Annotated in this window: 21 protein-coding genes and 1 pseudogene; 14 read left to right on the forward strand and 8 right to left on the reverse strand. The window is 67.0% G+C overall.

The window, feature by feature from the left end:
* Positions 1-1,217 precede the first annotated feature (1,217 nt).
* Positions 1,218-2,054: a Crp/Fnr family transcriptional regulator gene (locus ACWEPL_RS58245; RefSeq protein ID WP_452441754.1), complete on the reverse strand. Its 837-nt coding sequence runs from the start codon at positions 2,052-2,054 to the stop codon at positions 1,218-1,220.
* Positions 2,054-2,518: a hypothetical protein gene (locus ACWEPL_RS58250; RefSeq protein WP_452441755.1), complete on the reverse strand. Its 465-nt coding sequence runs from the start codon at positions 2,516-2,518 to the stop codon at positions 2,054-2,056. The genes ACWEPL_RS58245 and ACWEPL_RS58250 overlap by 1 nt, the downstream gene beginning before the upstream one ends.
* Before the next feature lie 551 nt (positions 2,519-3,069).
* Here ACWEPL_RS58250 and ACWEPL_RS58255 point away from each other — a divergent pair.
* Together ACWEPL_RS58255 and ACWEPL_RS58260 are read left to right on the forward strand one after the other, a co-directional pair.
* Positions 3,070-3,234: a hypothetical protein gene (locus ACWEPL_RS58255; protein WP_452441756.1), complete on the forward strand. Its 165-nt coding sequence runs from the start codon at positions 3,070-3,072 to the stop codon at positions 3,232-3,234.
* Between the two features lie 778 nt (positions 3,235-4,012).
* Positions 4,013-4,348, forward strand: coding sequence for an STAS domain-containing protein (locus ACWEPL_RS58260; protein ID WP_452441771.1), 336 nt, complete (start codon positions 4,013-4,015; stop codon positions 4,346-4,348).
* Positions 4,349-4,570: 222 nt separating this feature from the next.
* Here the strand turns inward: ACWEPL_RS58260 and ACWEPL_RS58265 are convergent, their stop codons facing one another.
* Positions 4,571-8,446 (reverse strand): nSTAND1 domain-containing NTPase, encoded by a 3,876-nt coding sequence (locus ACWEPL_RS58265; protein ID WP_452441757.1) that lies wholly within the window; start codon positions 8,444-8,446, stop codon positions 4,571-4,573.
* A 49-nt stretch (positions 8,447-8,495) separates the two neighbouring features.
* On the opposite strand from ACWEPL_RS58265, the gene ACWEPL_RS58270 reads away from it, so the two are divergent.
* The 10 genes and pseudogenes from ACWEPL_RS58270 to ACWEPL_RS58315 all read left to right on the forward strand — a co-directional run bounded on the left by ACWEPL_RS58270 (position 8,496) and on the right by ACWEPL_RS58315 (position 17,707).
* Positions 8,496-11,630, forward strand: coding sequence for an NACHT and WD repeat domain-containing protein (locus tag ACWEPL_RS58270; protein ID WP_452441758.1), 3,135 nt, complete (start codon positions 8,496-8,498; stop codon positions 11,628-11,630).
* On the forward strand, positions 11,524-12,681 hold the full coding sequence (locus ACWEPL_RS58275; RefSeq protein WP_452441772.1) for a WD40 repeat domain-containing protein: 1,158 nt from the start codon (positions 11,524-11,526) through the stop codon (positions 12,679-12,681). Before ACWEPL_RS58270 ends, ACWEPL_RS58275 begins: the two co-directional genes overlap by 107 nt.
* A 328-nt stretch (positions 12,682-13,009) precedes the next feature.
* A complete protein-coding gene (locus tag ACWEPL_RS58280; protein WP_452441759.1) occupies positions 13,010-13,402 on the forward strand; it encodes an integrase core domain-containing protein in 393 nt (130 codons plus the stop codon).
* Between the two features lie 160 nt (positions 13,403-13,562).
* Positions 13,563-13,706 carry a hypothetical protein gene (locus ACWEPL_RS58285; RefSeq protein ID WP_452441760.1) on the forward strand — a complete coding sequence of 48 codons (144 nt, stop codon included), beginning with the start codon at positions 13,563-13,565 and terminating at the stop codon, positions 13,704-13,706.
* Between the two features lie 18 nt (positions 13,707-13,724).
* Entirely contained in the window at positions 13,725-14,081 is a 357-nt protein-coding gene (locus ACWEPL_RS58290) for a GyrI-like domain-containing protein (RefSeq protein ID WP_452441761.1), read from the forward strand.
* A pseudogene (locus tag ACWEPL_RS58295) lies at positions 14,036-14,215 on the forward strand (GyrI-like domain-containing protein); the annotation flags it as partial. The gene ACWEPL_RS58290 and the pseudogene ACWEPL_RS58295, both read left to right, overlap by 46 nt.
* A gap of 141 nt (positions 14,216-14,356) precedes the next feature.
* Positions 14,357-14,875 carry a MauE/DoxX family redox-associated membrane protein gene (locus tag ACWEPL_RS58300; protein WP_452441762.1) on the forward strand — a complete coding sequence of 173 codons (519 nt, stop codon included), beginning with the start codon at positions 14,357-14,359 and terminating at the stop codon, positions 14,873-14,875.
* Positions 14,875-15,393 (forward strand): TlpA family protein disulfide reductase, encoded by a 519-nt coding sequence (locus ACWEPL_RS58305; RefSeq protein WP_452441763.1) that lies wholly within the window; start codon positions 14,875-14,877, stop codon positions 15,391-15,393. The genes ACWEPL_RS58300 and ACWEPL_RS58305 overlap by 1 nt, the downstream gene beginning before the upstream one ends.
* On the forward strand, positions 15,390-17,201 hold the full coding sequence (locus ACWEPL_RS58310; RefSeq protein WP_452441764.1) for an ABC transporter ATP-binding protein: 1,812 nt from the start codon (positions 15,390-15,392) through the stop codon (positions 17,199-17,201). Before ACWEPL_RS58305 ends, ACWEPL_RS58310 begins: the two co-directional genes overlap by 4 nt.
* The gene (locus ACWEPL_RS58315; RefSeq protein WP_452441765.1) at positions 17,198-17,707 is read left to right on the forward strand and encodes a S26 family signal peptidase; all 510 of its coding nucleotides are present in this window, start codon (positions 17,198-17,200) and stop codon (positions 17,705-17,707) included. The genes ACWEPL_RS58310 and ACWEPL_RS58315 overlap by 4 nt, the downstream gene beginning before the upstream one ends.
* A 445-nt stretch (positions 17,708-18,152) precedes the next feature.
* Here the strand turns inward: ACWEPL_RS58315 and ACWEPL_RS58320 are convergent, their stop codons facing one another.
* Both ACWEPL_RS58320 and ACWEPL_RS58325 read right to left on the reverse strand, forming a co-directional pair.
* On the reverse strand, positions 18,153-18,929 hold the full coding sequence (locus tag ACWEPL_RS58320) for an AfsR/SARP family transcriptional regulator (RefSeq protein ID WP_452441766.1): 777 nt from the start codon (positions 18,927-18,929) through the stop codon (positions 18,153-18,155).
* Positions 18,930-19,210: 281 nt separating this feature from the next.
* Positions 19,211-19,441 carry a transposase gene (locus ACWEPL_RS58325; RefSeq protein WP_452441773.1) on the reverse strand — a complete coding sequence of 77 codons (231 nt, stop codon included), beginning with the start codon at positions 19,439-19,441 and terminating at the stop codon, positions 19,211-19,213.
* On the opposite strand from ACWEPL_RS58325, the gene ACWEPL_RS58330 reads away from it, so the two are divergent.
* Complete coding sequence (locus ACWEPL_RS58330) at positions 19,417-19,815, forward strand: hypothetical protein (protein ID WP_452441767.1); 399 nt, start codon at positions 19,417-19,419, stop codon at positions 19,813-19,815. The genes ACWEPL_RS58325 and ACWEPL_RS58330 overlap by 25 nt on opposite strands.
* A gap of 295 nt (positions 19,816-20,110) precedes the next feature.
* Here ACWEPL_RS58330 and ACWEPL_RS58335 read toward each other — a convergent pair whose 3' ends face one another.
* The 3 genes from ACWEPL_RS58335 to ACWEPL_RS58345 all read right to left on the reverse strand — a co-directional run bounded on the left by ACWEPL_RS58335 (position 20,111) and on the right by ACWEPL_RS58345 (position 24,237).
* A complete protein-coding gene (locus tag ACWEPL_RS58335; RefSeq protein ID WP_452441768.1) occupies positions 20,111-22,726 on the reverse strand; it encodes an NACHT domain-containing protein in 2,616 nt (871 codons plus the stop codon).
* Positions 22,727-23,498: 772 nt separating this feature from the next.
* Positions 23,499-23,744: a hypothetical protein gene (locus ACWEPL_RS58340; RefSeq protein WP_452441774.1), complete on the reverse strand. Its 246-nt coding sequence runs from the start codon at positions 23,742-23,744 to the stop codon at positions 23,499-23,501.
* Positions 23,725-24,237, reverse strand: coding sequence for a hypothetical protein (locus ACWEPL_RS58345; protein ID WP_452441769.1), 513 nt, complete (start codon positions 24,235-24,237; stop codon positions 23,725-23,727). The genes ACWEPL_RS58340 and ACWEPL_RS58345 overlap by 20 nt, the downstream gene beginning before the upstream one ends.
* Positions 24,238-24,890: 653 nt before the next feature.
* Here ACWEPL_RS58345 and ACWEPL_RS58350 point away from each other — a divergent pair.
* Positions 24,891-25,274, forward strand: a complete 384-nt coding sequence (locus ACWEPL_RS58350) for a hypothetical protein (protein ID WP_452441770.1) — start codon at positions 24,891-24,893, stop codon at positions 25,272-25,274.
* The last annotated feature ends 120 nt before the right edge of the window (positions 25,275-25,394 follow it).

Genomic DNA, 25,394 nt, shown 5'->3' on the forward strand with positions numbered 1-25,394 from the left:
CTTCAAGCGGCTGACCAGCGGTTTCGCTTGGCAACCCAAGATAACGATTGCCACCGCTCTGGACCGCCTCATGACAGCTACCCGGGCACGAAGGCGCCGGGTTCCCCGTGTGGCAGTTGTCATCGCGGCCGTCGCAGTCCTCGCCACGGCAGTCACCGTGCTGCGAACAGGCGGCGAACATCCGCAGGTAACCACCGCTGCCGTGACCGGCCAATGGCGGGAGGGCGACCCTGAGCCCGGCGTATTTCTCTGTGGGGTCGATTCTCCATACCCGTCCTGCGACGGGGGTGGTGTCCCTGAGTGGGAGGATGGGCAGACCTCCCCGCCAGAGCCCGTCGGCGGTGGCAAGGCCATCACTACGGAGCAGATGAAGATCCTTGAACAGACCTCGGCGCGATGCCCCGGGTTGAACGGCCACGTCCAGTGCATTACCTGTAGATCGCCTGATGTGCCATAAGATCTTGCATCGCGCGCTGTGAAGAATCCTCACTGCGGCGATCACAGCATTCCGATCTGCGTCGGGGGTGGTTACCTTCATCAGCCAGCAGGAGGCTTTCACGAGGATGCGCCGCCAGTTCCCCAACGTGGCCGACACGGCGGTAGGCGCCGCTGCTGCTGATGCTGGTGAAGTCGGACACAGGGCCCCAGTGGCTGGTATTGCAGTCGCGTGCGAAGACGTTGGGCAATTCTGCGGATACTTCTTGGCATACGAAGGCTTCGCCTACCCGCACCGAGGTCGGCGCGTTGTGTGGGGTGGCGGCGGCCACTGGGGCGGCGGCGAGTTCACGGGCGGCCTGCATAGCGTGCTCTGATGTGGAATCCGCCGCGCCGCGCTCGCACTCTACGTCCGTTCGGGCCCAGTACCTGGATCGCGAAGTACCACGAACCGTGACCTTCGTCAGCCAGGTCGGGGCACGCCCTGTCCTGGTCTGAGCGACCACACCGCTTGTACACCACTGGCTCGCCCACCTTGCGCCCCTTTCCTCTCCTACAAGACGGGCGGGCCAGGGAAACATGACGTCAATGACTGCGTGGTAGGCATTGCGCCCAGCCGAGGGACCGATTCGATCGGGGCACTGCACCCACCCAGGACGAAGACAACGACGACCGCTGTTACACCGCTCATGATCAGGACGGACACCATCAGATCATGAACCGGAGCCACTAGTCCGAGTTAACCAGCAGAGCCCTACAGGGTTCGCTTGGTCGAGCCCAGGCTACAGACCAGGCGGCCGGTCTTTATAAGGCGTCGGAGCCATATCCGGCCCATGGCGTGCAAGGTTATTACGAAGAAGATACTCCTCGAAAACGGGCTTCGGGCCGAGAAGTTCCGCTGCGGTGGCCGCTGACCACTGCGCCTGTCGTTGTACGTTCCGCACGTCTACCACGGCGATGGCGCCGTAGCTCGTCGCCACGAGGCCCTCACGTTTCCACGTCTGGATGATCCGCGTGGTGGACGCGTCGCTGATTCCCAGCCAGCGTGCGAGGTCAGCCTGGGTCAGCGGCGGCGCCAGCACTGGAGTGTTGCTCCCGGGCACGTTCTGTTCCCCGAAGAGCAGCCGCAGCGCGAGCAGCAGCCAGGCCAGGCGGGAACGCTGTGTGTGGAACATCCGCAGGCGAAGGCCCACCTCGAGCCTCGTCGTCTCACGCACGAGCCGGGCGAGTTCGCGACGTACCAGGGGGAGATCGCTGCAGAGCAGCGGTACGGCTCCCGCCGGGACGCGCAGCAGCTGCACGTCCTCGGTCGCGACCACGCGCATCCCCGCCGCTCCCTCTCCCGAGCTGTAGATATCGGGATCGAACTGGTGGGCTGGGATGGCCAGATCCCCGGGGCCGGCGACGGCCAGGACGACCCGCTCGCCCGCAACGACCTCCACCCGAACCCAGCCTGACAGGATGATGACCAGATCGTTGTCTCGGGTGCCGGGCAGTGCCTGTCGGCGCGGAAGCCGTTCCAGAGCGGCCGTCTCCAGAATGACTGTCTGATTGACCTGTCCCAACCGGCTCCAGAACGGCATTCGCTGCGCCGGGAACGGGCGCGCCGCGATTGCCATCACCCATCGCCGTAGAGGGCCAGCAGAATCGGTGGAATCGCCGCCAGTAGGAGACTCGCGGCCATGAGCGCCCGCACCAGCCGGGCGGGTGCGGTTTTAGCGATGCGTATCGAAATAACTGCGATCATGCAGACGATCGCCAGGACCACAAGCCCACCGACGACCACGGAAAGGGACGAATTCATACTATCCTTGCCATTGGAGAAGGGATAACACCTCGATGCGCACGCATTCGAACGGTTGCCGAGCGTCCAGTGCGGGTTGGTAAGTCCCGCATCCGGAGAATAGCGATCGATTCGCGAGAATGCACCCTTTTGCCTTCGGAGATGGCCTGCGAACACAAAGTAGCCCGCGACCAGTGCACTTATGCCAGAATTCTCTCCCCTGAGAGGATTGTCGGGATCGACAAACTTACACTGTGATGAATGGATGCCAACCCTGGGTGGAGAATTCCATTCCGCCATCAGATAGCATCTCGTCGTTCTCGATTGGAGAAACGCTTGCCGAGCGTCCACATCGAGGCCCGGTGGTCTGTCCGGTGTGGTGCCGGGCAGACCACCGGGCACAGCCGACCGAGCGAGACTCCCAACCCAGCTGTCTGGCCGGGCCTAGCCCGTCCGGCGGACCTCCCTGGCTCCTGATCGCTGATCAGTGAGGCGCGGCGGGGACAAAACTCGTTGACGATCAAGCCATCGAAGATCATTAAGTGAGGCCAAAACAGGCTTGTAGATGGGGCCACTACTTTCTGCTGGAATCACCCGAGGGAGGCCGACCACCCAGGCACGGCGAGGAGGTCCACGACTATCTGGTCGCACAAGTCCCGCAGTTGGAACGCATGTACGGTAAGCGGCGCCGTACTCTCTCCCGCCTCGGCTTCACCGCCGCGGCATCCGGCTTCGATGGACGCCCGTCGACCGCCGACGCTCCCTCGCACCTTCCCGTCATCAACGGGGAGCCTGAGGCCGCCGACTTCGCACAGTGAGCTTGTTCCACTTTGACGGACACCATCGTTGTGGTGCTCAGGCTGCGTACCCGTGGGGAAGCGGATCACGGCCGGGCGGATGTCGTACTTGCGGAGCATCGTGCTGAGCTTCATCGCGGTGAGCCCGGCCTGCACCGGATGCTGCGCACCCATCCCACGCTGGAGCACGCCCTGGCCGACGCGACCCCGGCCGCCTAGCTCCCCGCCGTCCCAGCACGCCACACGCGAGGATACGGGAGCGGGTGGTCCATCTCCCACGGGTCAAACGTGGACCAAGGTTTGCCGGAAATGCCCGACATGAGGCCCCATCCTGAATTTGTCCGTGACCGACTCGACGGCGACCCCGTGACCTACAGCATGCTGTAGGTGTTGTTCGCGGCCGGCGCTCTGGCGGCCCGACCGCTGGCACCATGGCTCGCGCGGCGGGGGCCGGATTGGTCAATGGGCTCGGCGCCGCCCTCTGGGGGGGCGGTTACCCTGCCGCTCGCCCTACTGCACGACTTTCCAGCCGCCGCCGCACTGTTCGCTGTGTCCGGCCTGGTGTGGGGCCCGTATACGGCAGTTGAGGCGACCGCGCTCCAGCGCTGGGCTCATCCCAACCGGCACGGTCGGCTTTTCGGCACCCAGCGAGCCCTGTTGATGGCCGCTTCCCCACTGGGCGCGGCCGCTGGCGCTATCCTGCTCGACCGTTCGCCTCAAGCGCCGATCCTAGCTGGCAGCGCTGCCGCTTGCGCCGTCGCCGGTCTCGTGGCCCTCGCCCACCCGGCCATGCGCCGCACATAGAGGGTGGTGTGGATCGAAGCTGACCGAGCGTCCCGGTTGCGCGGGATCCCGACACGAATAGCGTGCCCGCCGGGGTGGTCGACGCACTCCGCGTGTGGAGGCCATGCCTATTGTGGAAGACGTGGGCGCACTCATCTTCCGGTGCCAGCACCTGCCCGGCGTCACCGTGATTGCCTTGTGCGGGGAGTAGGACCTGGCGACCGCCGGCGAGGCGGAGGAGTTCATCCGCCTCGCCCGCCGGCCGGGTGATGAGGTTCTCCTCGACCTGACCGGGACCTCGTTCATGGACTGCATCGGGTTGATGGTGCTCTGGCGCCTGCACCAGGACGCGGGATGTGACGGTGGTGCGGTCCGCCTGCTCGCGCTGCAGCGCGAGCCCGCCCGGGTGCTTCGCCTCACAGGCGGCGAGCATCGCCTGCCGGTTCATCGCAACTTCGCCGAGGCGCTCGCCGCGGCCACCGCAGCCCCGCGCTGGCGTCGTCGACAGCCCCGGTGGGCAAGCCGGACTCCCGCCACTACTGATGGGTAATGCTATAGTGCACCAATTCTGTTGATTACCGATCAGCAACTGGCACCGTCGACGCGCTGACCAGCATGAACGCAAACACCTGTCGACAGCATTCGATGCACCCCTCAAACCGTGCCCGTTTTATGCGATTCGTCGCCTGGTTGTGCATCCGGCAACCATTTCGAGCTTGTCGCCGACGGGAGAGCGGAACGATCGCGGCGCCCCCACCACAACCCGCCCCAGCTAGCACACGCGCCGATACGCCGTATCGGGCAGGTGCGTGGCCCACTCGGCCGCTGTCAGATCGCGGCCTGCCATGGCGCAGACCTCCCGGGCGAGGTCACCGGACAGATCGGGCAGCCTCCAGACGCTGGCGCTGAAGTCGGTCGCGCCCGTGACGAACGTCCGGCCGTCGCGACTGACCGCCAGATCGGTCAGCGCGGCGTTGTGCGCGGTCAGCGGGTCACCCAGAGGGCGCTGGGTAGCCACGTCCCACAACCTGGTGGCATTGCCGCCGATCGAGATCAGGGTGCCGCCATCGGGGGTGAAGGACAGGCCGGCGATCGAGTTCCGGGAGGACATCGGTGCGCCGTAGGGGGCACCGGTAGCCGAGTCCCAGAGCTGGATGCCGTCGTCCTCCGCGCTCGCCAGGAGCCGACCGTCAGGGCTGAAGGTCACGTGGTGGCCGACGGCGGGCAGGCCCTCCAGGAAGAAGGAAAGCGGCAGGGCCGTGCGGGTCGCCGTGTCCCATAGGCGCAGTCGGTCTCCACCGGTGGCCAGCAGACGGCTGTCGGGGCTGAAGGACAGGCCGCCGATGCGGTCCTTGGCCGGGAGCGGTCCGCCCAGACGCCGGCCGGTGCCCATGTCCCACAGCTGGGCCAGGCCGTTGTCGTCGGATGCCGCGAGCAGGTGGCCGTTGGGGCTGACGATCAGCGGGTCGGATGCGGAGAAGTCGCCCTCGAACCGCCGTACGGCCGCGTGGGTGACGATGTCCCACTGGACTGGGGCGGCTCCGGCGTCAGTCAGGAGCGCCTGGTCGGACAGGAAGGTGACCGCGGCGCGGCCTTCGAAGGCCGCGCCGCGCTGTTCGCCCGTGGTGGTGTCCCAGAGCAGGACTTGGGGGAAGTCCAGCGAATCCTCACTGGTGGCGATCGTGCTGCCGTCGGGGCTGAAGGCCACGGACGGGACGACGTCGGAGAGACCGACGGACAGGTCCGGCATGAGCCGGGCCATCGACCAGAGTCGGACGTCTCCACTCGTGTCAGCGGTAGCCAGGGTCTGGCCGTCCGGGGCGAAGGCCAGCGTCGTGATGTCTCCCCCGCCGGGAGTCAGCAGCGTGAACGCGGAGGTCGCGAAGCGCGTGACGCGCAAGTCCAGCAGGCGTACCTGGTCCTCACCACCGACGGCGAGGATGGTCCCGTCGGGCGAGAAAGCCATGGGCTTGGCGGCGTCCGGGTTGTTGATGTCCGGGTTCAGATCGACGGGGAAAGCGCCCATCTGGCCGACCGGGGAAACTGGGGTGCCGATGGACAGGACCTCGACGCGGTCGGCTTCGGCGGCCGCCAGCAGCCGTCCGTCTTTGCTGAACTCGACGGCCTCGACCGGGAGATCGCGGGTGATGCTGACCGGCTCGCCGCCGTTGGTCCACAGCCACGCCTCCGGTCCCTCTCGGTTGAACGCGGCGAAGTGGATTCCGGTGGGGTCGAGCTCACCGTACAGGTTGGTGTCTTTCAGACCGCCGGAGCCTCCGGGCAACCGGGTTCCGGCCGGGACGCGCCAGCTGTGCCGCCTGGCGAGATGGTCCGACGCGGTCAGAACCGAGCCGCCGGACTCGAAGGCCAGCCCGGTGGGGACGTCGATACCGGTCAGCCGGGGGGTGGCCGGCCGGCCGGTGGCCAGGTCCCAGACCCGCAGGTCGGCCGGTTGGTCGTCGTCGGTGCGGACCGACAGCGCGAGTCTGGTGCCGTCCGGGGAGAAGGCCAGCAATGTGCCCTCACCCAGCGGACCGGCCAGCGGCGGTCCCAGGATCTCCCCTGTGGGGAACCTACGGCGCTGGACGCGGCCCTTGTCGTCCCCGATGGCCAGGGTGTGGCCGTCGCGGGTGAAGGCCAGCGAGGTTACCGGGCTGCCCTGGCCAGGCAGTACGGTGAGCAGGGGGTTCATCAGCATGCTCTTGAGCGTGGCCGTCGCCTCGGGCGAGTCCGGCGCCTGGCGGTGGGCCGCCACCGCCAGCAGACGGGCCAGCGCGGGATTCCCGGGAAAGACGCCTTCTACCCGCTGAGCCAGGTCCGCGACCTGGCGGTAGGAGTCGGCGTCACGGGAGCCGGTAGAGAAGAGCACGACGGACGCGGTCAGCACGGCCGCCGCCGCGACCGCTGCGGCGGCGAGCCACGAACGCCTGCGCGGCGGGACGGGAGCCAGGCGCACGATTCGCGGAGTGCGCCACTCACGTAGGCGTGGCCAGGTCTCGGGCAGGCTGTCGTGCGCCGGCTCCGGGTTGGCGACGCCGCCCAGGACGACGACCGCGGCCTCGGCGTATGCCTCCAGCACCGCCTGCTCCCGCGGCGTGGCCGGGGTCAGGTCCTCGCGGGAGAACAGGGCCGCCGCGGCCTCCTGGGACTCTGGGTCGAGAGAGGTGTAGAGGGCTTCGGCCGCCGCGGCGATGAGGGCGGGCACTCCCCCGGTGCCGCCGTACGCCCGGATGTCCAGCCCTGCCTGCCAGGTGCTCAGCATCACCCTGGACAGCCAGGCCGGTGCGAGGGGACCGTACCCGCCGCCCGAACGCAGGTCGCGCAGCACCAGGTCGGTCAGCCCGGGCTGGACCGTCAAGCCGTACGCCGCCGCGGGAGCGTGGATGGCGCGGGCCAGTTCCGACTCGGTCATCGGCGGAATCGCGAACTGTTCGGCCGTGTCCAGCCCGAGCCGGTCGAAGGCGTCCTGCCGGACGCAGACGATCACCATGGCCCGCTCGGACAGCGCGGTCAGCGCGGAGCAGTAGGCGTCGCGGATCGGAGCCTCGGCATCCAGGACTTGCTCGACCTGGTCGGCGACGAGCACCGGGGCGGTTCCCGGGGGGATCAGCAGTGGGGCGCCCTCCGGATGGGCGGCCAGTTCGGCCCGTATCGTCACCGCGTCACGTTCCCCGTTCAGGCGGGCGATCGCGAGAGCCAGCTCGTCCAGCGGGGCGGCCGAGGCGGTGTGCCACGAAGTGGGTAGTGAGGGCAGAAGCCCGGCTCGAAGCAGTGAGGTCTTGCCCGACTTGGACGGACCGGTGACCACCAGGAGCCCCTGGTCGCCGAGCCGTTCGGCAAGGGCGGCCACGACCGGTTCCCGGCCGTGGAAAAGCACTTCGTCGGCTTCGGTGAACGTGCGCGCTCCCAGGTAAGGGGGCTGGCCGGCGCCGGTGACGGCACGCGGCTCCGACTGCTCGGCCGCCATGCCGGCAACCAGGTCATGTACCTGTCCGAGAAGGCGTGCCTGTGTCCAGCGTTCGCTCTCGTCCCGCTCCAGCTCCCGCCGCTGATCGTCTTGGGCCTGGCGGAGGTGGGTGAGCTCCGCAGTGGCGCGCGCGCTTGCCTGGGTGAGCTCGGTCAGCAGGAAGCCGAACTCCGCGTGCTCGGTGCGGATCTTGTCGAAGGCCGCCAGGATCTCCTCGGTGACGCGCGCCGACCCGGCCGCCACCAGCCCGGCGAGCGTCTCCTGAGCCAGGTCGAGTTGCCTCAGGACCGCGGCCAGTTCGGTGCTGACGATCTCGCCCATCGCGGGACTGCGCAGATCGCGCTCGATCGCCTGGGCCAGGGCGGCGGTCAGGGCCGGGCCGTCGAGACGGCGTTGCCGGCGCAGCCGAGCGGCGGTGCGCTCGGTGATCGCCGCCAGGTAGTTCCCTCCCATGCCCGCGAGCAGGCCGGTCGTGGCCTGGCCGACGGCCTCGGGCGTGTCGGAGAACACTAGCTCAGCGCATGCGGAAGCGGCCAGCAGAGCCAAGATGGTGTTCGGCGCCATCTGGGTGAGCCGCGTCCCGGCCGAGGTGATGTGGCGTGCGGCGGCCCTGCCCATGCGGCGGCGAAGCCGGTCCTCGTGCGCTGGCGCGTTCCCGTCCTCGAACCGGTCCGAGCTCATGCGGTGATTGTGGCGAATATTCCTCGAGGAATAAATGACAATGTCGGCTATGGACGCCAGCAGATCCGGCGACGACGGGCGTGAGCGCATGGGCCGCGCCGCAGCGCGCTGGGTCGTCTCGGCTGCTCGCGGGGGCGGGGAGAAGCTGCGGGCGATGACCCCCAACACCCTGCTCGCCCTGCTCGCCGCAGCCGCGTTCACCGACATCCTCACGCCGGGCGGCGCCTTGCTCCCGGCCGTCGCCGGGCTGCTGAGCGGAATGGGCGGCAACTACCTGTCGGGGCTGCTGGAGCGTACGGCGGAACGCTTGCGCGTCCGGCCCGCGGAATCGCCGGACGCCGTCACCGCTGAACTGGCCGCCGAGTTGCTGGCGGCGCTTCAGGGCCAGGACTCCGTCGCGCGCGAGGTCCGAGCCGAACTGGCCGAGATCATCGGACGCGTCGACATGGTCGCGGCGGCGGTGGACGAGGCACTGCGCACACACTCCAAGGACGTCGTCGGCGCGGTCGTCGGCGCCTTCGCCGGTCTGGAACGGGAGTTCCAGGAATTCGCCTTCCTGCTGGGTAGCATCCACCAGGAGTCACGGCGCATCGCCGCGGACATGGCGGCGATCAGGACCGAGCAGCATCAGAGCGCCATCATGCTCCGCCACGAGCAGGACCAGCGCCGCCACCACTACGCCCTGCTCTCCGGCCTGTACGAACTGGCCGCCGACCTGGAGCAGCGCACCAGACAGGGCGGGCGGCTGGCCCTGCCCGCTCCCGAGACATCCCCGTACCGCGGGCTCTACCCCTTCGACGAGACGCACGCGGCCTACTTCCACGGCCGCGAGGCGTTGACCGGCGACCTGTGCGCGGCGGTCGCCGACCGGCTCGCGATCCCTTCACCGCTCATCGTCTCGGGGGCCTCGGGGGCGGGAAAGTCCTCCCTGCTGCGCGCGGGCCTGCTGCCGGCCCTGTCCCGGGGCACGCTGCCGGTGCCCGGCGCCGTGCACTGGCCGACCATGGTGCTCACGCCCACGGCGGAGCCGCTGCGCGAGCTGGCACTACGCCTGGCCATGCTGCACTCTCCCGGTACGGCGCCGGCCGCGCACCGAGCCCTCATCGCCGACCCCGCCCAGGCTCCCCTCCTGGTACGGCAGGCCGTGGCGGGCCATGCGGAACGGCTTGGCATGGAAGGGAACAAGCACCGGCTCGTCCTGGTCGTCGACCAGTTCGAGGAGGTGTTCACACTGGCCCCGGCGGATCAGCGAGCCGCGTACGTGACCGCGCTCGACGCCCTCGCCAACAGCGGCGAGGCCATAGTGGTCATTGGCGTACGCGGCGACATGTGGGCGAGATGCGCCGAACATCCGGAACTGGCGGCCGCTCTCCAAGACGGCCAGTTCGTCGTTACGCCCATGACCGAGGCGGACCTGGCCGCCGCCATCACGGGCCCGGCCGCCGTGGCCGGCCTCGGCGTGACGGATGGACTGGTGGAGGCGGTGCTGCGCGACCTCGGCGCCGGCCGGGTCACCATCGGCACGCCCGAGGAAGGCGTGTTGCCACTGCTGTCCCAGGCCATGTTGCGCACCTGGCAAGCGCGGGAGGGCTCGGTCCTGACGGTGCGGGCGTACGAGAGCGCCGGCGGCGTGCGCGACGCCGTGCGGAGAAGCGCGGAGGAGGCCTACGACACGCTGAACGGGCAGCAGGCGCAGATGGTCCGGCCGCTCATGCGAGCGCTCACCCTGGTCACCATCGACGGCGAACTGGTGCGCAGGCCCACCGACCTCCTGACCATACGGAACGCGCTCGGCCCCGACGCCGACGCGATCGTCTCGCCCTTCGTGGCCGGCCGCCTGATTGTGCTGGAACGCGACAGTGTCACGATCGCGCACGACACGCTGCTGCGAGCCTGGCCCCGCCTGCGCACCTGGAGCCAGGAGGATCAAGCCGACCGCGTGGCCCGCCTCCGGCTCACCGAGCACGCCCGCGACTGGGCCGCCGCCGGGCGTGACGCCGCCTTGTTGTATCGGAGCGGGCGACTGCAGGCGGCAAAGGAAATGGCGGTGAGCGATCCGCTGGAGCAGGAGTTCCTGCAAGCGGCGTACCGGCAGGAGCGCCGAGGTGTCCGGGTCCGCCGCACCGTCACCGCGGCGCTGGCGATCCTGCTCACCCTAACCACCGGGGCAGCCGTCGCGTTGGTCCAAGCCAACCAACGCGCCGTGCGCCAGCGCGATCTGGCCGTCGCCCGGCAGCTCATCGCCGACAGCCAGGTCATGGGCGAACGCGACCCCGTGCTCGCCCGGCTGCTCGCGCTGGCCGCCACCGAAATCTCCCCCGGCCTGCCGGAAGCCCGGGTCAACCTGCGTCAGGCCCAGGCGCGGCCCGCCGTCCGAGCAGCCCCTACGGCGGCGGGCAGCACGGTGGCGCTGGGCTTCGACGGAGGCGCACCGATCGTGGCCGAGTCGGCGGGGCCGGGCGTGGTCGGTGTCCGGGAACTGCTCACCGGCCGGGCGGTGCGCACGCTCCGGACCCCGCACGGCAGCGCACTGGACGCCATGGCGTTCAGCACGGACGGCAGGTACCTCGCCACAGGCGCCGAAGGGCAGGTGCTCGTCTGGGACCTCGGCACCGGCCGCCAGGTGTCCGAACTGGAGGCACTGCATTACGTGATCAAGGCGCTGGCCTTCAGCCCCGACGGGACCAAGGTCGCGATCAACGACGGCAGTGTCGGCATCTGGAACCGGACCGGCGGACGGCGCCTGATGCAGTTCTCCGACTTCGACGAGAAATCCCCGCAGTTCGTCCACCGCGACCCTGACCTGGCCACGCTCGACCTGCTCGCCTACCATCCGAGCGGACGCATACTGGCCACCACCGCACGGAACGCCTCCTTCATACAGGTGTGGAACGTCGGCGAGGACACCCCCTCCGCCCGAAAGCTGCCCGTCGCCGGCGCCGGGGCGCTCGCGTTCAGCCCGGACGGCGATCTGCTGGCCATCGGGCTCTCCGACGGCGCAGTCCAGCTGCGGCGGGTCGCCACGGGCAAGGCCGAGGGCACGCCCCCTGCGGGGACACACCGCAGCGGTCACGGCGCTGGCCTTCAGCTCCGACGGCCGTACGTTGGCCAGCACCTCACAGGACGGCACCGTACGCCTGTGGGAGACGAGCACGGGCACCCCGCTGACCAGCCAGCTCGCTGACCTGGCCGACCATGTGGCCTTCGACCCGCGAGGGAACATGCTGGCCGCAGCCGGTGACCGGACCCGCGCCTGGGACCTCCGGCTGCTGCGAGAGTCCGCCGCCGTGAAGCTGCCCCAGCAGGTCGACCGGCTGGCCCCGGCCGCGGACGACACGTTGCTCGCGGGCCAGCAAGAGCGCATAGGCATGTGGACACCGGGCACCCCGTCCAGCTCGGTGACCTGGATCGGCGGGACCACCTTCGCCGCCAGCGGGCACCTGGCCGCCGTCGGCGGCGACGAGCACAGTGAACTGTGGGACCTCACCTCCCGCCCACCCCGCCGGGTCGGCACCTTCGCCCAGGCGGCGGACGCGATCGCCATCGGGCCGCCGGGGACATTCATCGCCATCGCCGACCAGAACCACATCAGGCTGTGGGACCCCGCGACCGGCCGACAGCTGGGCGGCCCGTTGGAAGGACACCGGGACGCCGTCCGGGCCATGGCCTTCACCCGGGACGAGGCCTCGCTGGTGAGCTTGGCCTCCGACCAGACCCTGCGCGTCTGGGACACCGCCGCCCGCAGTGAGGCCGTACCCCCGGTCGCCGTCGGCGACTACCTCACCGGCACCATGGCACTCGCCCCCGGCGGAGACGCCGTGATTGCGGTGGGAAACCTGGCCCGAACCTGGGATACGACCACCGGCCGGGCACGCGACGGCGCATTCACCGGACACACCGCCGCCATCTCAGCGCTCGCTGTCAGCCCCGACGGCGGCACACTCGCCACGGCGAGCGGCGACGGCACCACCCGGCTGTGGGACATGGCCTCGCGGACCCAACTGGGGGTTTCCCTTGCCGGCGCCGAGATCACCGCCCTCACCTTCACCGGGGACGGCGCCCGGCTGGCCGCGGGCAGCGCCGACGGCACCATCAAGACGTGGGACGTCTCGGGACTTACGGGCGACCCGGCGGCAGCCGTGTGCACAGCGGCGGGGCGGTCCTTGACCACCACCGAGTGGGACCGATACCTGCCCGACCTGCCCTATCGCGACCTCTGCGGCATCGGCGGATGACCCAAGCGTCATCCTTGCTCGAGGACCAAGGATGCACATTCCGCGGCACGACAGTAAGCGCCGACGCAGAGCCACCCCAGATAATCGCCGAAACGCTGTGCGACTGTGAAACTGCTCGGCTAGGCGCGCCCGGATGGACGAGCACACCGCCCTTCGGGGCCGGGGATTGGCGAGCACCGTGGGCTATGAGGACAGGCGGCGCATCGCGTTGCCTGTACGGCTTCAAAACTCATCGCATCGGGCTTGAGCTGGGATTTCCCCGGAGCGTGTCCTCGGCGTCACCGAGCATCCGACCGGGCAGTGGGTTGCACAGCAGGCCAGGAATCTGATGATCGAGTTGGGGGACAGGGCGGAAGGGTTCAGGTTCCTTCTCCGCGATCGGGATACGAAATTCACCGTGATGTTCGACGAGGTCTTCACGGCCGCAGGCATCCGCATTCTCAAGAGTCCACCTCAGGCTCCACGGGCTAAGGCTTTCGCCGAACGCTGGATCGGCGGCCTGCGCCGAGAACTTCTCGATCGGATCCTCATCGTCAACGCCTGCCACTTACAACGCGTGCTTGCAATCTACAAGACCCACTTCAACGAGCATCGCCCACATCGCTCCCTGGGCCAGGCCGCTCCGCTGCAAGCCCTTCCAGACCCGATCGAGGACGATATCAAGGTCATCCGGCGTGACCGCCTCGGCGGACTGCTCCACGAATACGCGCAGGTCGCATAGGGCGGCCGAGTTCTTGGCACCCACACGCCGTTCACGTGGTGGTTGCGCGGGCGCGAGCACATCCGCACCGTCCTGCTCGCCGCCGAGGCCGACGCCGCGTGCGCCGGCTCCCGCCTGGTCCCGACCAGGGCCAACGGCTCCCCGGCCTTCGGCCCAGTACGTGAACGATGAGCCCTTCGTCCTGGGCGTCCTCGACGTCGCCAGCGGCCTGATCACCGGTGAGACCACATTCCTGGACCCCGGCCTGTTCCCGTTCTTCGGCCTGCCGATGAGTTTTGAGCCCGTCCTTCGTACTGAGAGGTGAAGGAGGAAACACAGAAACATGCCAGAGATCATCGAGCTTCCCGAACGTCCGTACGTCGGGGTGCGCAAGACCATCACCATGACCCAGTTCAACCTCGTCGGAGACCGCATCGGCGAGATCATCGGCTGGCTGGTCGAGCGCGGCGCGTACCCGGCCGGAGCGCCGTTCCTGAGGTACGACGAGATCAACATGGCCGCCGACCGGCTGGTGGTGGAGGCGGGGGTGCCGGTGGCCACGCCGGTCGAGGGCGAGAGCGACATCTTCACGCCACCCTCCCCGCCGGCCGCTACGCCACCGTCGCCCACCACGGCCACCCGGACCAGCTCGCCGACGTCATCGACGCGTTCCGGAAATGGGCCGCGGAACAGGGGCTGACCTGGGACATGACGACCGACGACGACGGGACGGAGCACTGGGGCTGCCGCCTGGAGCTCTACAACACCAACCCCGCCGAAGAGCCCGACCTGAACAACTGGGACACCGACCTGCAGTTCCGCCTGGCCGACTGACTTCGGGGCGTGCCGGGGAGCGCACCGGTTCCGGCCCGCCCGTGGACCTAGGACCTGCGCCCGGGTCCTGGCCGTCCATGCCGCCAACCGCGCTACCGGCGCGCTAGCACCGGGCTAGCGGGCCGGAAGAGCATGTAGGGCATGTCGCACGTGCTGGTGGCGAGTCAAGTCCTGCTCGCCACGGTCTTCGTCATCTCCGCGTACTCGAAGCTGCGCAGCCGTACCGCACTACGGTCTTTCGCCGCCACCCTGCGATTGCTGCCCGGCCCGGCCCGGTTCCCGGCTGCCATGGCAACGGTGGCCATGGAAGTTGTTGCCGCGGTCACCTTGATCGTGCTTCCGCACGCGGGGCTGGCCGCCAGCGGGATGCTGTTGATCGCGTTCTCCACGTGGATCGCCGTTTCCCTTCGCCGGGAGCGGCGCGAGCCATGCCGGTGCTTCGGCGTGTCCGCGACTCCGCTCGGCCCGGCGCACCTGATCCGCAACGGGCTGCTGCTCCTCGTTGTCGTGCTGGGTTGGGTGATGCTGATGTTCCCCGGCGGCCCGGTCACCGTGGCCGGTCTCGCCCTGGCAGTGCCGGTCGGGCTGGTCGGCGCCATCCTCTTGATCGTCTTCGACGATATCGCCGATCTGTTCATGGAAGTCTCGGGGAGTTCGTGATGCCGTATCTCATCGTGGCCGTTGTCGTGGTCGGCGTGCTGTGCATGCTGAATCTCCTGCTGACGGTGGGAGTGATCCGCCGGCTGCGGAGGCAGGCCGCGTCAGCGCCATTCTTGTCCCCCATGGCGGAAGGGCTCGCCATCGGGGAGAAGATGCCGGCGTTCGCCGCCGCCACCACCGATGGCGACCCGATCTCCGATGAGCTGCTCGATGGGCCCGCCCTCATCGGCTTCTTCTCTCCGTCCTGCCAGCCCTGCAGGGAACTGATGCCGCGCTTCATCGACCATGCCCGCCAAACCTCGGGCACGGTGCTCGCCGTCGTCGTCGCCGACAGCGACGAGGAGGCCGCCGCCGACGTCGAACGCCTCGCCGAGGTGGCGCGTGTAGTGGTCGAGGCACCTCGGAACGCCATTCAGAGCGCCTTCAAGGTCGCCGCCTATCCGGCCCTCTTCCTGATCGGTGCGGAGGGCAGGGTCACCGACAACGATCCCACGCTGCTCGCCACGGTCAGCGCATGATCAGAACGGCAAAGGTGGCCGCGGGGGTCGCCCTTCGCGCGGCCCCGGGATTGATGGCGGTCTACGTCCTGGTGATGCTCGCTGAGGCGATCGCGCCGATCGCGGCGGCGTGGCTGACCAAACTGGTGGTCGACTCCCTGGCGGGACAGGGATCGGCGGCCGAGCTCAGTACCCTCGCGGTGGGTCTGGCCGCCGCGGGCGTCCTGATGACGGTACTGCCCCAGCTCGTGCAGTACCTCAACAGCGAGATGGGCAGGTTGTTCACCGCTCGGACCACTGCGCAACTGTTCTCCGCGACGCTGCGGTTCGCCGGATTACGACGGTTTGAGGACCCCAACTTCCACGACCGGCTGCGGCTGGCGAAGAACAGCCTGTCGACGGGGCAGGAAGTCGTCACCGGATCCCTTGGGGTGGTGAGCGCGGCGATCACGCTGACCGGGATGGTCGGCTCCCTTCTGGTGATCAGTCCGGTTCTCACCGGGATCGTCCTGGCAACCGGGGTTCCTGCGCTGGTGGCGCAGTTGCGGCTGTCGCGTCGTCGCGCCTCGATGATGTGGGACATCGGCCCTGCCGAACGACGCCAGATGTTCTACGGCGATCTGCTCACCACGGTTGCGGCGGCAAAGGAGATCCGTCTGTTCAACAGCGGTCGTTTCCTGCAAGGCCGCATGATGACCGAGTTGCGCGCGTCCAACGCCGCACGCCGCCGGATGGACTTCAAGGAACTGTCCGTCGAGAGCCTGCTGACGCTGCTGGGCGCGGTGGTCGCGGGCGGTGGGCTGATCTGGGCCGTCACCTCCGCCGGCTCCGGTGCGCTGAGCGTCGGCGACGTGACCCTGCTGATCGCCGCCATCGGCGCGGTCCAGGCCGCCCTCAGGGGTCTGATCGTCGGTATCGCAGCTCTCCACCAGGAGCTGCTCATGTTCGACCATTACGTGGCTGTGACCTCGGCGGAGCCCGACCTCCCCATTCCCGCCGAGCCTGCGCGACTGCCCCGGCTGAGGGACGGCATCCGGCTGACCGACGTGTGGTTCCGCTACAGCGAGGATCACCCGTGGATCTTGCGTGGCCTGAACCTGTTCATTCCGGCTGCCTCGTCGGTCGCCGTCGTCGGTCTGAACGGTGCCGGCAAGTCCACGTTGGTTAAGCTCCTGTGCCGGTTCTACGATCCGCAGCACGGGAGCATCACGTGGGATGGCGTCGACATCCGTGACGTGCACCCCGATGATCTGCGGCACCGCATCACCGGGGTGTTCCAGGACCATATGGCCTACGACATGTCCGCAGCCGACAACGTGTCCATCGGCTTCGTCCCCGCCCGTGAGGACGAAACCCGGATCCGTGGGGCCGCGTTCGAAGCCGGGATCGACGACAAGCTCTCCTCCCTCCCTCGCGGGTACAACACCCTGCTCACGCGGACGTTCTTCAGCGAGGAGGACAAGGACGACCCCGACACGGGTGTCGTGCTCAGCGGCGGGCAGTGGCAGCGCACGGCCTTGGCCCGCGCTATGTTCCGCGGCCACCGCGACCTCGTGATCCTCGACGAGCCCTCAGCCGGACTGGACCCGGAGGCTGAGGCCGACGTGCACGCTCGGACCCGGCGCCGGCGCCACGGCGCTACCAGCCTGCTCATCTCTCACCGGCTCAACACCGTGCGCGACGCCGACCTCATCATCGTTCTGGAGCACGGGGCCATCCGTGAAGCCGGAACACATCACGCCCTCATGGCCGCCCGCGGCCCCTACGCGCGGCTCTTCACCCTTCAGGCGAGCGGGTACCGCGAGCCGGAGAAGGCGGTGGCCCCGTGACGTGGGTGCTCATCGTCGTGAGCTGCGCGATCGCGGCTCTGGCCTTGTCGATCGTACGGCTGCGCGCGACCTACTCCGTGATCCGGGTTGATGGCAACAGCATGGCCCCCACACTGATCGACGGCGACCGGCTCCTGGCCCGGCGAGTGGCCCCGGCGGCCCTGCGAAGCGGCCATATCGCCGTGGTGCTCAGCCCGCTGCCGATGGGCGGCCCGTTCCTCATCAAGCGCATCGCCGCCCTACCTGGCGATCCCGTCCCCCAGCCGGTGCGGCCATTCGTCCCCGATGCCCGTGTACCTGACGGACAACTCATTCTGATCGGCGACAACACCGACGCGAGCTTCGACTCCCGCGAACACGGTTACTTCCCCATCGCCGATATCCGCGCCATCACCATTCGAAAGCTTACCTCTGCCAGAGATCCCAGCAGGACGGAGAGCGAGCCAGTACGAGAATTTTTCCCCAGAAATCGAATCGGCAACAAAGAAATGGAACAAACGAAGTGATACGGCTCATCGAAAATATCGGCGATCGTCTTCTCGCGCTGGTCGTTCCAGAACACCGCGCCGCGGCGGACGAATGCTACACCCAATATCGCTGCGGCCCGTACGGCTGCACCGGGGGCATGGATTACAAGGTCAGGAAGCAGGTCAGAACCGTCTGCCGGGCGTCCGGTATACAGCCGTGGCGGAACACACCTTATTGCTGCTACATTTAATTACCGGCTGGGCTCTGGGGTGCCTGGAGACGGGCGCGTAGATATGTCATCAGGGCGCCAGGCCCTCAGTCCGGATCCACGGCGTGAACGTGGGAGCTAGCAAGCGAGGGCGCCCCTTGGGCTGGGAGGATGGGAGTTCTTGATGCTTTCATCCGCCGCTCCAAGGGGCACTTCGTACTAATCAGGGGTCGGGCAATTGCCGCAGCGGGGGAAATGCCCGCGCCCTGTGCCGGTCAGATCTGACGCCGGCCGCCCGAGAGGATCAGACTGCCAGGGTGCCCGTGAAGGATGTCCTGATAAAGCCGCTGCACTTCGGCGTTCGGCTGAATGCCGAGTTCCTGATCGAGGACCCGGTAAAGCCGCCGATACGCGGCGAGGGCTTCCATGCGACGGCCTCCGGCGTTCAGGGCTCGCATCAACGTGGCCCACAAGGTCTCCCTGAACGGCTGGGCGGCGATGAATTGCTCCAGTTCGGGGACGACGTGGATGTTGAGGCCGAGCCGCAACTCCGCCTCAAGACGCATCTCATAGGCGTTCAGGCGAACCTCTTCCATTCGGCAGCGTTCCTGGCGGACGACCTCGACGTCCACATCGGCCAGCAACGGTCCGCGCCACATCCCGAGCGCACCTCGCAGGCACTCGGCTGCCAGGCTCGGGTCCCCCGTGTTCAAGGCTTGGGCGCCGGCGGTGGTCAGTTGTGCGAATGTCCCAAGGTCGACGACGCCGTCCGGCACGGCCAACAGGTATCCGGAACCTTCGGTTCGGAGCTCGACGCCTCTCGCGGTGAGCGGGGCGATCGCCCGCCGTAGACGATAGACATATGTCTGCAGGCTCGTCTTCGCCGTGGCAGGTGGACCGGCCGGCCACAATTCCGACGTGAGAAGGTCGAAGGTGACCATCCGGTTCGATCCCAGCAGAAGCATGGCCAAGATGGCCCGCTGCTTGGCAGCCTGAACAGGGATCTCTCCCGCGGAGTCCACCACCCGCAACGGCCCCAGCAACGAGAACATCCATTCGCCTCCAAGCGTTTCGAGCGCGTAAGGGACGGCGCAGCCGTACCTGGTCGACGCGTAGACGGCCGGGGACCGCGCGGTACATGTACACCGGCCGCCCGTGCCGCAAAACTGGCGCGGACTACGCTACGTCGAGCCGGTATGTAGTAGGTATGCCGGATCTTTGAAGTCAAGCTTCTCGGTCCTAAGCGCGGACTTAATGTCAGCGATCCGGTGTGGAGCGCGGATCCAATATCGGTGGCCGGGGCTGCCTGTAGGACCCTGCTGGTTAACTCGTTTCAGGCGGTCAGGACTGGTTTGAGTCGGGCCAGGTGGCTGGTGCGTTTGCGTTCCAACGAGTGGCCGTTCCACCAGGCGTGCAGTCGGATCAGGTTGATCGCGATGGGGGAAGCGATGTGTTCAAGGTGGACTTTCTTGATGCCGCGGTAGCGGGCTCGGCGTAGGCCAGCGACCGTGACAGCTTGGTGGCCGCGAGATCCGCCGCATGAAGATCTGCACCGTCCGACCAGGGCTGCCCTTCCCGCACGCCGCCCAGGCCATCCAGGTCAAACGCCGCCGCACCGACCACCGCACCGGCAAGACCACCATCGTGACGATCTACGCCGTCACCAGCCTCCCACCGGGACGCATCACCCACACCCAACTCGCCGCCCTGATCCGCGGGCACTGGAGCATCGAGGCCCTGCACCACATCCGCGACGTCACCTACCGCGAGGACGCCTCCCGCGTCCGCACCGGCACCGCACCCCGAATCATGGCTGGCCTGCGCAACCTGGCCATCAGCCTGGCCCGCCTGATCGGCTGGACCAACATCGCCCCCGCCACCGACCACTACCGCAGCCACCCCGACGACGGCCTGCAGCTAATCGGTCTTACACCATGAGAACGCTTCGGCCCTGCGTGTAGACCCCTGGCTTTGTGGCGCGGGCGGCCATCACCCTGTCTGTGACGTGCATCTATTCATGCTGTGATTCCTGCAGACCTTGGTCATGCCACAACACTTAACGTGAGCACCGGGCTGAAAGGATCTTCGCCAGAGGTTGCGAGAACGAAGATCGAGCACACCGAGCACGGCCCTCGGCCCGCAGGAATCAGCCACTCTGATAGCAGGCCACAATCGCGGTCCGAGCACCTTGCTGCCCACCAACGATCAGCACAGCCAAGCCCTCACCTGGCCTTCATCCCTGCCTACGCATCGCCGCATCATGGCCAGAGACAGCAGAATAGCGCTGGAGGCGTTCCAGCAGAGCTTCGGGCGAGATAGCCATATGTTCCAGCAGGAGCCGATGTGGAAAGACGAATCCGTTTCCGATCCTGCGGATCAGAATACGCTGTTCAGCCTCATACAAGAAGCGCAGATAGTCCATTGGGATCATCTTGCTGCGAACAAGGCTCATGCGCACGACCCAGTGATAGACACAGGCGACTCCACCGAAACGGTAACCGTGCGACAAACCGCACACTACGCCCAGCAGAACGCCCAAAAGCCACGCGCTTCGCCAGGGGATGTCCGGCAGAGCCAATCTGACGAGGGCGACATAAATCAGGCCCATGGCGATACCTGAACAAGAGCCGATGATACAGGCGTATTTGAAGGAGCGGCGAATGCCCTCATTCGGACGGTCGCGTACGTCTTGCAGGCTAGGCTCGAAGTGGTCGGCGACGAACAGATAGAGCAAGCCGATCGCCAATGCCACGATGATCAAGATGGGGCTACTGCTCGGGTCGGGGGTAAGCAGCTCGAAAGCGGTGACGATAAACCATCCAAAGAGGGCGACACTGGCCACGCTTATGGTGATGCCGATCAGGGCGTAGGTAGGCTCGCCGGCTCCTGCAAGTCCGCGCAGACGCGGTCGCCACGTCCATTTCAGCTCCTCTACCGGAGATCTGTTTGTCAGGAGCAGCCCGTCTGTGACAAATACTTGAGCGAACATAATCGCTACCATCAGGAGCTGAAAGACTCGCCCATCTCCACCCAAGAAGTCTGATGGCGCGCTAGCGACCAACAGAACAGCAAGTGCCACAGCGTTGGTGCGGGCGTTGGTGGGCTTGACCTGGCGGTAGGCGAATATCGTGAAGAAGATCAGCAAACCAGCAGAGAGCCCAACAGCCTTTGCTGTAGCCAACGGGTCGGACACCGTAAAGACGCCGAGGGTGTAAGCAATCGCCAGCCATATCAGGGCAAGGCTGAAGATCGAGTACTGAAATACCCATTTGTGCACCACTCGCAGCATGGTGGTACTTCGCGAGGGCACCCATGACTCATCCAGACGGTCTAGATAGAACGCCTGCTCACCGCGCGCGGTAAGGGTGCGCGCGAGCCACGTGAGCCAGGTGACGATCTGCTCGGCGGGATAGCGGCCAGTGCGATGCTCATACAGCATTCGGTCGATGTAGGCGTCGAAGATTCGGCTCTGGCGTTCTTGTATCGTGCCATGTTGGCGGAGCTCGACGGCCCGACGGCCTGCGTACGTGCGGCCGATGATGTAGAGCATCAACGGCGAGCGCAGCAGACCCCACAGCGAGTTGTCTGTCTCCAGTGCTTCACGCACGTCTAGCAGCGCTGAATCGGCAGTGGTGAGATACCAGCGAACGTCCTGCTCGGTGGGTTGATCAATGATCACGGTGTGCAGTCCGCTGATCGTCTCTGCCAGTCGGCGGTCGCGGCTTCGGCAGGTGAGCACCATACCGACGCAGCGCTGTCGAAAGCCGATCAGCTGCCTCGCGCACTCACGCCGATGCTCTTGATCTCGGACATCGTCGAGACCATCAAATAGAAGCAAAACATCGTCGGTGTCTTGCCTCTGTCCGGCTGCTCGGGGATGAGTTCCCGCCAGCAGCACTCGAACCACTGCCGGAGCAATGTCGTAGGCGGTGCTGATCTCGCTGACCAACCACTCCTCGAACGGCTGACCGTGATAGCTGGACAAGCTAACCAGGATCGGCACGACCGCTTCCTGGCCGGGCTCAGCAGCCAACGCGCGCTTAACGAGTTCCTCAGCCAACAGCGCCAGCTGAATGGTTTTACCCAGGCCCGGCGAACTGATTAGCAGCAGATTCTCCGCACAATCCTCGAACACCTGCGCCACGGTGGTGCCGTCCGGATATGGCCGCGGTTCCTCACCTGGCCTGGTGGCGCGCTTGGCGAAGTGCGGCGGCAGTGGCGTGCCCTCCCGGTAGGTTCCAAGCAGAGCGACCGCCCGAGCCCGCACTAGTTGCAAGAACACGCGGCGTCGCCGCGCCCGCTCGGCGAGACGGCGCCGCCGAGATAGCGCCTGCCAAGGAGTCATCAACAGGTCGCGCGCCCCGCGCAGAGGTCGACGCCATACCCGCCAGGAGGGGTGATCCCAATCGCGTACGTCATCCTGCGTCTGCGCAGGGTCACCATCATCGTCCATTCCAGGCAACGGTGCCCAGGTGCCGATCTTCTTACCTTGCCTGTAGACGTCGTCAACCTCTTGCCAGCGATGCTTCCACTGTGCCGGTTGACCACCTAGTGCTTTGACGATTCGTTCGCATAGGACCCAGTCGAAAGGCTTCTTGCCGTTGAAAATGGCCGAGAGATGAGGCGGGGAGTAGGTCGTCTTCTGCGCCAGTTCGTTCAGCCCGAGCCGAGCAGTCGGGTCATTCCGGTCATATAGCTCATCGTAGATACGACAGATCAGACCTGCCCACAGGTGAAGACCGGGCTCTGCCTGAGAAGGATCCGGCCGTGGCAGTCCCTTGGTGCGGCTGCCACCGGCCGAGCTTCCGTCGCGGTTCTTGGCAGCCATCATCGCGACCCATTCACCCATTCACTACCGGCCACAGACCCTTTCAGCGGGCCTTTCGCGGCGTTGACACTAAGACCCATCGGCCGGCCGACCCTTCCGATCGTCAACTGTGAAAGGTGACCCAGGTGGATCCCTTCCATCTTCCCGAGGTGTATCTGCTCGCCACGGCAGCCCTGCTCCTGGCTCGCACGCTGCTCCTGCGCCTGTGTGAGGTAGTAGCCCTCGCCCTCGTCCTGCGCGGCAGCCTGCCTGAGGATCGGCCAAGGCTGATCAACGAGTTCTCCCGGTGCTTGCACCCCACACGTCCTGATGCGCTTCGGGATGCGCCACGCCGCCGTAGGTAATCGACACTCGCTCCGGCGCGCCTTGAGCGCGCCGGAGCACTTCTGTCGGGCCAGCCTCGCTTGTTTCGGCACAACAGCAGCAGACACGGCAGTCCCTCATGTCCCTCGCCCACCTCGTGACGGCGAAACGCTAGCCCACGCCGTACGCGAAGAAGGAGAAGTCGACCAAACTGGCATGCGAGTAGGGCGCCCTCGGTGTGGGGGATGGCGCAGACCCGTGTGCTGATCCGTCAGATTGACACCGGGTCGGCGGCAAAGCCGCTGCGCCAGTTGCGGGATAACTGTTGTTATCTGGCGAGATAGCGAGTAAACACCGGGTGCGAGCTGGGCGCAGGCCCGACCCAACGGATGGTTCGATCCCCGGTTATCTGGCAACTCGGCGGGTCGTGGAGAGAAACGGCGTGGATCCTGTGCCGCTCGAATATTGAGTTACGTGTCCTGAGCTGCGGTTACGCGGCGTGGCGGTATTCGCTGATCATGCCTGCGACGACGGGTTTTCGGCGGATGGATCGCAGGTCGTTGAGGTCGGTCACGTCGCGGGCGGCCTGCGTTGCGGTGTCCGGGGGCCGTTGGTGCCGGGACTGGTGCGGCCGGTACCCGTTGTAGTGGATCAGATACTCCTGGAGCACGAGGGCCAGGCGGCGTTCATTGAGGATCAGAATCCGGTCCAGAAGTTCACGGCGCAGGCTGCCGATGGCCCGCTCGCCAGGTGGCGTTCATCCTCGGCGTCCGCGGCAGGGTGGTGATGGGCCGTAGCCCTTCGGCTGTGAAGACCTCCCGAAAAGCGACGGTGAAGAGCGGGTCCCGATCGTGGATCAAGAACCGTAGCCCGGCGATGCGCTCCCCCAGGCCCATCACCAACTTGCGGGCCTGCTGCACCATCCACGCCCCGGTCGGGTGCGCGCTCACCCCACCCAGATGCAGTCGCCGGGTACCGTGCTCGATGAAGACCAGCACATACAGCCGTTTGAGCAGCAGTGTCTCGACCACCAGGAAGTCACACACGATGATCGCATGGGCCTGAGCGGTCAGGAACTGCCGCCAGCTCGGCCCAGCCCGGCGGGGCGCCGGATCGATACCGGCCGCGCCCAGGATCTCCCACACCGTGGAGGCCGCGATCGGGAACCCCACCCGGGCCAACTCGCCCTGGATTCTCCTGTGCCCCCAGGTCGGGTTCTCCCGCGCCATCCGAACAATCAGGTGCCTTGACCGGCCGGCGGGTGCAGGGCCGCCCCGGGCTCCGCCTCCCGGTGAAGGTCCACTTCCGCGCCACGAGGTTGCGATGCCAGCGCAAGATCGTCGCAGGGGTTACTGGGAACACCTTCGCCCACCGGCGGCGCTGGACCAGCCGCGACAACGCCGCAAGCCAGAGCCCTGGCGGCGTGACCCCGCTGCGGCCGGACACCGAGCTGACATCGAAGCACCTGGTTCTCGTGACGCAGCACCAGTAGCTCAGCTTCCTTGGACAAATCAGAGCGGACCAGCACCGCCACAAGGCTGCACAAGCACCGAACCACCCTGTAGATCAGCGACAACGACACCCCCGCGATGGTGACAGCCGCCGCACTGATCGCGCAGCAGAACCCCAGCTCAGAGCCCGAAACCGTGTTTCCGAGCGGGACACGACCAGCGCTGATTCACCGCTGACCGGGAAACGGGTCACGTGGCCGGTCAGAACATACCGCTGCTATACCGCCTCTCCTTACGATTCGGACAGCGAGTCAACCGCCACGAGAAGGCGTTATGCAACTGGCCAACATCGGGACGTCTTTCGTCGGACTCGGCCTTGACGCAGGCTCTGTTTCGTGCGGTATCAGGATCCTTCCGGACGTAAGGAAATCATGATGAAGAATCTGCTCAAGGCCGCTGCGGTCGGCGCTGCCTTGGTCGCATCAAGTGCTGCGATGGCGCAGCCGGCGATGGCGAGTGACCTCTCGTGGACCTTTAGCGACGGCGTCATCTCCTATAACGACAGCACGAACAAGTTCTGCGTGCGGGCGTACGACTCCGAGGGCGCCCGCCAGGTTACAGCGACGATTACTCCCACTGGCGGCAGTAGGTCGGTCACCTTCACGGACAAGAACGACTACTACGGCCACTCGGGCGGCTCGTGCATGTACCTGAACGGCTACTCGGAGAACACCAGCCTCACCGTGACCGCCAAGTCGTACTGGGGCGAGCGCGGCACTTGGGTGGGGCGCGGGAGCAGGACAATCACCACCTGACCAACCTCCTGGCTCCCCCCGCACGCCGTGCAGGCGCGCCCTGGCCTCCCGCACGCCTGCCTCGGCATGCCGGCCCAGCTCCCTGGCCAGCCGCGTGACCAGGTCGTGCACCCGGTAGCG

Source organism: Nonomuraea sp. NPDC004186 (assembly GCF_053603495.1).